Origin of the sequence: Polynucleobacter sp. MG-28-Ekke-A2 (assembly GCF_035012985.1) — a bacterium.
Lineage (GTDB): Bacteria > Pseudomonadota > Gammaproteobacteria > Burkholderiales > Burkholderiaceae > Polynucleobacter.
Window position 1 is genome coordinate 1 of the sequence record NZ_JAYGQU010000040.1, and the last position, 3524, is coordinate 3524.

Genomic DNA, 3524 nt, shown 5'->3' on the forward strand with positions numbered 1-3524 from the left:
GCAATCCATGCCCCATAGGGTTTATTGTTTAAGTGGTCAGCCATAGCAATACTCCTTATTGATGATCTCGCAATCACCAGCATGGCTTAAATTGCTGCGGCTGACTACCATTCTGCATGTACTATGGGCCGGAACTCATCAGTAGCGTGCTTGTGCAATGGGCTGCGAAACATCAAATAGAGATAACTTATATCCAACCAGGTAAGCCACAACAAAATGCATACATTGAAAGATACAACCGCACCGTGCGTTACGATTGGCTTAATCAATACCTCTTTGAGTCAATTGATGAAGTTCAAGACTTTGCTACCGATTGGATGTGGACATACAATCATGAAAGACCGAACATGGGCTTAGGTGGAATTACACCAAAGCAAAAACTAGCACTTGCAGTACCAGCTTCTACTTTTAGCTTAAGTTAAAAATGGGGGGATTACCATGGGAGTTAGATTAAAACTGGTGGGGGTCGAGATCTTGGATGGAGTTAAAAACTGCGCAGCTATATATTTGAGTTAGCTAATGAAATCTGCTGTTGAGCTCGTTTAATCTTTTGTCGATTACGCTCTGCCTTTAATGCCTTACTAGCAGCGTCCTTCTGATTTTGTAAGCTAGCCACCCTAGCCTGCTCGGGTGTTTGTAGGGGCTTAGCTTTAATAGCAGAGATAACCTCATCAATCATTTGATACCCCCTGCTCTCATGGGTAACAATTGATGGGGTACTAGCTAGACTATTCATCCCAAATTGATATTGCAAAATTAATCTAGCGTGAATTGGATTTGTGGCAAAAACAGCCGTATTTACTAACTGACCCTTGATCCTGACATAGGCTTGATATTTATTCATGCAAGTATTTAGCCAGTCTTATTTTGACTGACTAAAACTAAAGGCGCCTAATGCGCCTTTAGAGTGAAATGGGTATCAGTAATTGAGCTACTCATGCGTAATCAAACCATCACTAGTAATCTCTATAAAACGATGGTCCTCAAATGCTTTCGCAACAGCAGATAAGTTCGCTTGCAACAGATTCTCTAAATTGCGATTGGATATATTGCCAGTAGAAATTAACAGTAAAGCAGGTTCACCGTTTAACAAAAAAGCCTGTACAAAGTCATCGTCTTTGGTGACTACAACTCGAGCTTCTTTAATAGCGCAAGCAATGACATCTTTATCTGGAGTTGCATTTTTGAGAGGTAGATCAGAGGTATGAATAGCATCATGTCCTTGAGCCTCCAACCAACCAACAAATCGCTTTGGCAGTTGGGCGTCTACTAAAAACTTCATGCCACCAAACGCTCAAATCGTTTAACATGACTTAATCTTGCAGCATAGGCAAGAGACGCCAAAATATCTTCTTTGTTAAGGTCTGGATAGTCAGCCAAAATCTCTTCGGTACTCATGCCGCTAGCCAGCCACTCTAAAACATTTTCTACGGGGTAACGCAAGCCGCGAATACAGGGCTTGCCATGGCAAATAGCCGGATCAACAGTGATTAAATTAGCCATTTGAATCTCCTTTCGCATCATAATTTGGCTTGTTAAAGCATGGGTAGATTTTATACTGCTAGACCAAAAATTAGCATCTTTTCTTTAGAGCAATACTGCTATTGCTCTAAAGACCCCTTATAGCTGCCTCTTAAAGCCACTGCCAAGACTAGAGCTCGCTAACTCAATCTGGGGATCTAAATCCCCTGCTTCCACAGCAACCTTAACTGTTTCTAGTGCCTTAATTAAGTCCTCAGCACTATCTACTTGAATACTGGGCTTGCCTTTGGCCAATTCAATTGTGCAAGCTCCATATCGAATGGAAACGCAGACTTTTCCTTCTTCAGTCTGAAACCACCACGGCTTAATACGTTTTGGAACTTCTACTTGCTTACGAATCCCTGTCTCCTTATCTTTAATGCTGCGAAACTTCATTAGTACAAAAGGGGTTCCCGACATCTGCCCTTTAGCCAACTGGATCTGCTCCCATAATCGACTTGAAAGTTTATTCCTGCGAATCACAATCGCTGGTTGATGAACCGGCTTCTTGAGAGCCACTAGTTTTAATGCGGTCAATGCGCTCATATTCCCTCCTATAAATGAAAGAGCCATTTCAATTTATTTTCAGAATAATGAATTGGACAACCTCTTTTTTATTTTGACTAATTTTGAGCCAGAAATTAATGGGTTTTCTTAACAAGAGCTAAATACTTTTGCGAGTTGCTGTGTTTCAAAGTGCGGTCGCAAATAGATAAAGAAGTTACTGGTAGTGAGTTACTAGTTACTCGAGTGGCAAATGAGTAGCTCTGACTAGCAACACGACTGAGTGACTATCTCTTTGAGATCTGCAACTGAACTCAAAGCAACATCTTTTTGGATCTACTCCTCTAGCAACCAAGCTACGAAAGCAACAGCTCGCAACGAGAACTCAATCAATTTGAAAAAAGGAGAACGATATGAGAGAAATTGCAGTTAGAGGATTTATAAACGAGAAATTTAATACCACCTTCGGTAAAGGCTTATTTAGAAGAGCGATGTTTAATGGCTCAGTAGAGCTAGGTAGCCCAAATCAAAAATACTTAGTGGATTACTTTGAATATAGCAATTGGGAGAATACTGCCAAAACAGATGAGCAGATGGCCGTTGTTCGAAAACTCAGTGATGCTGGCATTGCAGGGCAAGCTGGAGTTTTAATGTCTTGGATCCAACATTACGATCCACTCACTAAGACAAAGCTAGGTGTTGGTGGATTTAGCATCTACTCCCCAGAAACCAAGGAGCTGCATGTAGAGATTGAAGATCTAGCAAACAACACCAAGGATTCCTGGACGCTAGATGTACATCTTTGTAAAAGCACCGGCGCCAATAAGCCAGTGTTTATAGCAACCAATGTGGATTTGAACTAAATCACGCCATAAATCCATACAAGATTCACCTCAAATCAGCCCTATACGCAAAGATCTATCAGCTTCGCAATACTGAGTAGCTGGCATTACTAAAAACAGCGCATAGGGCTAATTTGAGCTACTAGCCGTAATTCGTGGGATTTTCGCCACGATCCGCACTAAATACAAGCATTGATTCGTCAATAAAAACGATTAAGAAAATATACATTTTCTTAATCGAATTATTTTTGTTTTACTAAGTCATTGATTCTTGGAAGATCTTTTGACTGCAACCCGAACTTGAGCCTCGGTTGTCCTTTTGGAAATAAGAAAACACACTCTATATGTAATTTTATTTATCAAAGGAAAACCCATAAATGGCACAAGCAAAAACCCTTACCCAAGCAGAGCTCGATCAAATACTGCGTTATGTCTCCACTAAGAAATATCCGCAGCGTGACAGAGCAATAATTCTCACCAGTTTTTGGTCGGGACTTCGCGTCGCAGAAATTGCATCGCTTAAGATGGGCGTGAACTGCTGTCAATTTAGGTCCACTACCAAAGAGAGTTTTTCTATAGTAAATCATTGCAGCAACATGGGTTGATTTTGTATTATTTGGGGTACTTGGGTTTGGGGTGCTGGTGGTCTGTAACCTA

The 3524-nt window shown here is 40.9% G+C and carries 5 protein-coding genes and 1 pseudogene; 2 read left to right on the forward strand and 4 right to left on the reverse strand.

The features are described from left to right. Positions 1 to 125: 125 nt before the first annotated feature. A pseudogene (locus tag VC188_RS11755) lies at positions 126 to 422 on the forward strand (transposase); the annotation flags it as partial. A gap of 77 nt (positions 423 to 499) precedes the next feature. On the opposite strand, the gene VC188_RS11760 reads toward VC188_RS11755, so the two are convergent. From VC188_RS11760 to VC188_RS11775, 4 genes are all read right to left on the reverse strand, one after another. Beyond that, positions 500 to 844, reverse strand: a complete 345-nt coding sequence (locus tag VC188_RS11760; RefSeq protein ID WP_323484087.1) for a hypothetical protein — start codon at positions 842 to 844, stop codon at positions 500 to 502. Between the two features lie 87 nt (positions 845 to 931). Next, on the reverse strand, positions 932 to 1282 hold the full coding sequence (locus VC188_RS11765; protein WP_215317028.1) for a DUF5615 family PIN-like protein: 351 nt from the start codon (positions 1280 to 1282) through the stop codon (positions 932 to 934). After that, positions 1279 to 1503 (reverse strand): DUF433 domain-containing protein, encoded by a 225-nt coding sequence (locus tag VC188_RS11770; RefSeq protein ID WP_323484088.1) that lies wholly within the window; start codon positions 1501 to 1503, stop codon positions 1279 to 1281. Before VC188_RS11770 ends, VC188_RS11765 begins: the two co-directional genes overlap by 4 nt. 117 nt (positions 1504 to 1620) lie before the next feature. Next, entirely contained in the window at positions 1621 to 2067 is a 447-nt protein-coding gene (locus VC188_RS11775; RefSeq protein ID WP_216121074.1) for a DUF6641 family protein, read from the reverse strand. Between the two features lie 371 nt (positions 2068 to 2438). On the opposite strand from VC188_RS11775, the gene VC188_RS11780 reads away from it, so the two are divergent. Next, entirely contained in the window at positions 2439 to 2888 is a 450-nt protein-coding gene (locus VC188_RS11780) for a hypothetical protein (protein ID WP_323484089.1), read from the forward strand. Positions 2889 to 3524 lie beyond the last annotated feature (636 nt).

Bases quoted from the DNA above. Each gene is read 5' to 3' on its own strand.
- VC188_RS11780 (WP_323484089.1), top strand. From the start codon at position 2,439: ATGAGAGAAATTGCAGTTAGAGGATTTATAAACGAGAAATTTAATACC.
- VC188_RS11775 (WP_216121074.1), bottom strand. From the start codon at position 2,067: ATGAGCGCATTGACCGCATTAAAACTAGTGGCTCTCAAGAAGCCGGTT.
- VC188_RS11770 (WP_323484088.1), bottom strand. From the start codon at position 1,503: ATGGCTAATTTAATCACTGTTGATCCGGCTATTTGCCATGGCAAGCCC.
- VC188_RS11760 (WP_323484087.1), bottom strand. From the start codon at position 844: ATGAATAAATATCAAGCCTATGTCAGGATCAAGGGTCAGTTAGTAAAT.
- VC188_RS11765 (WP_215317028.1), bottom strand. From the start codon at position 1,282: ATGAAGTTTTTAGTAGACGCCCAACTGCCAAAGCGATTTGTTGGTTGG.